Source organism: Rhodococcus sp. CX (genome assembly GCF_015865005.1).
Classification (GTDB): Bacteria; Actinomycetota; Actinomycetes; order Mycobacteriales; family Mycobacteriaceae; genus Rhodococcus.
In genome coordinates, this window is record NZ_JADZGH010000022.1 from 1 (window position 1) to 2356 (window position 2356).

At 72.7% G+C, this 2356-nt stretch carries 2 protein-coding genes; both read right to left on the minus strand.

All coding sequences use genetic code 11. The features are described 5' to 3' along the window. On the minus strand, nucleotides 1-2028 hold a 2028-nt coding region (locus I0Q12_RS01995), incomplete at its 3' end, for an ATP-dependent DNA helicase (RefSeq protein WP_197250361.1). Between the two features lie 25 nt (nucleotides 2029-2053). After that, nucleotides 2054-2356: isochorismatase family protein (locus I0Q12_RS02000; protein WP_197250362.1), on the minus strand; the 303-nt coding region annotated here is incomplete at its 5' end.

A 2356-nucleotide genomic window follows, 5' to 3' on the forward strand; every position in this document is an offset into this window, starting at 1 on the left:
GTCCCGGAGCCGGGTCAGGGCCTTGCGCACGATCGCCGGGTCGGTGGTCTCCCAGAACGACGGCAGCGACGCCCGCAGGTAACCGCCGTAGCGGGCCGTCGCGAGCCGCGGATCGAGGACTGCGACGACCCCGCGGTCGCTGGTGCTGCGCAGCAGCCGGCCGACGCCCTGGGCGAGCAGCAGCGCCGCGTGGTTCCCGGCGACCGCGAGAAACCCGTTGCCGCCGCGGGATTCGACGGCGCGCTGCCGCGCCACGAGCAGCGGGTCGTCGGGCCGCGGAAACGGGATGCGGTCGATGATCACCAGCGACAGGGACGGCCCCGGCACGTCGACGCCCTGCCACAGCGACAGCGTGCCGAACAGCGATGTCGCCTCGTCGGCCGCGAACCGTTCGACGAGGGCACCGGTCGCGTCGTCGCCCTGGCACAGCACCGGGGTGGCGAGCCGCTCCCGCACCGCCTCGGTGGCGGCCTTCGCCGCGCGCATCGACGAGAACAACCCGAGCGTGCGGCCACCGGCCGCGGTGATCAGCTCGGTGATCTCGTCGAGGTAGGCGGGGGACAGGCCGTCGCGTCCCGGGGTCGGCAGGTGCTTGGCGATGTACATGATGCCGGCCTTGGCGTGGTCGAACGGCGACCCGACGTCCAGGGCGTTCCACTTCAGGTCGCCGTCGTCGGACGGGGGTTCGATGCCGGAGGCCGCGCCGGTGTCGCTGCGCGTCGGCGCCTGCGCGGGCAGTCCCCAGTTCACGGCCAGGCCGTCGAACGAGCCGCCGACCGTCAACGTCGCCGAGGTGAGCACGACCGTCGCCTCACCGAACAACCGGGACCGCAGCAGCCCGCCGACGGACAGCGGAGCCATCCGCACCGTGCGGCGCACCGCACCGCGGAACTCGTCGGCGGCCAGCCACACCACGTCCTGCCGTTTCGCCGGGTCCGGTTCGTCGAACGCGGTGAGCACGCGCACCGCGCCGTCGTGCACCTCGTCGACCTCGGCGACCGCCTGGGTGCGTGCCGCGGCGGCCTCGGCGTCCATCCCCGGCTTGGCCGGACCGACGGCCGTGCGCAGCGACCACGCGGCGTCCCGCACCGCCGCGAGCGCGGCGGCGGCCCCGTCCGGCAACACATCCCACCGGCCGGGCGGAAGTTCCTCGAGCAGCATCTCCCAGTTCTCGGCGGCGCTCTCGAGCTTGTCGACGTCCTCGTCCTCGGCGAGCTTGGTGCAGCGGCGCGCGGCCGCGGAGATCGTGCCGCCGGACAGTTCCGCCGTCGCGACCCCGGTCACCCGGTCGACGAGTTCGTGTGCCTCGTCGATGATCACCGCATCGTGCTCGGGCAGGATCGCGATGCCGGTGATCGCGTCGATCGCGAGCAGCGCGTGGTTGGTGACGACGATGTCGACCTGGGAGGCCTCGGCGCGCGCGATCTCCGCGAAGCAGTCCTCGCCGACGGGACACCGTGCCTTGCCGAGGCATTCGCGGGCGGTGACGCTGACCTGCCGCCACGCCTGATCGGACACGCCCGGGGTCAGGTCGTCGCGGTCGCCGGTCTCGGTGCTCGACGACCATTCGGTGACGCGCCGCACCTCCCGGCCGATCCGGGAGAGCGCGAACGCGTCGAACAGTTGCTCGCCGACCGGCGGCTCCTCGGCCAGCCCGGTGTGGATCTTGTTGAGGCACAGGTAGTTTCCGCGACCCTTGAGGATCGCGAAGCGTGGGCGTCGCCCGAGCGACTCGTGCAGGGCGTCGGCCAGGCGCGGCAGGTCGCGGTCCACCAGCTGCCGCTGCAGCGCGATCGTCGCCGTCGAGACGATCACCGTGCGCCCGGTGCGCACGGCATAGCGGATGCTCGGCACCAGGTAGGCCAGCGACTTACCGGTACCGGTGCCGGCCTGCACGGCCAGGTGCTCCCCGGTGTCGAGGCAGTGCGCGACCGCCGACGCCATCGTCAGCTGGTTGCGCCGCTCCGTGCCCCCCAACGCGTGTACCGCGGTCCGGAGGAGTTCGGGGACGTCGGGGAGTTCGGGCACCGGGTCAGGGTATCGGTCCCCACCGTCAGGTTCGTGCGCCGACCTGACCGACCAGTTCCACGCCCGCCGCGCGCAGCCGCTCCAACGCCGCCTCGACCGTCACATCGGACACACCCGCGGTGTAGCGCAACAGGACGCGGGTGGTGAAACCCGCTTCGACGGCATCGAGTGCGGTCGCGCGCACACAGTGATCGGTGGCGATGCCCACCACGTCGACCGCGGTGACCCCGCTCTCGCGCAGCCAGTCGGCGAGCGACTCGCCGACCTCACCGGTGCCCTCGAACCCCGAATAGGCGGCCTCGAACGCACCCTTGGAGAACACAGCCTC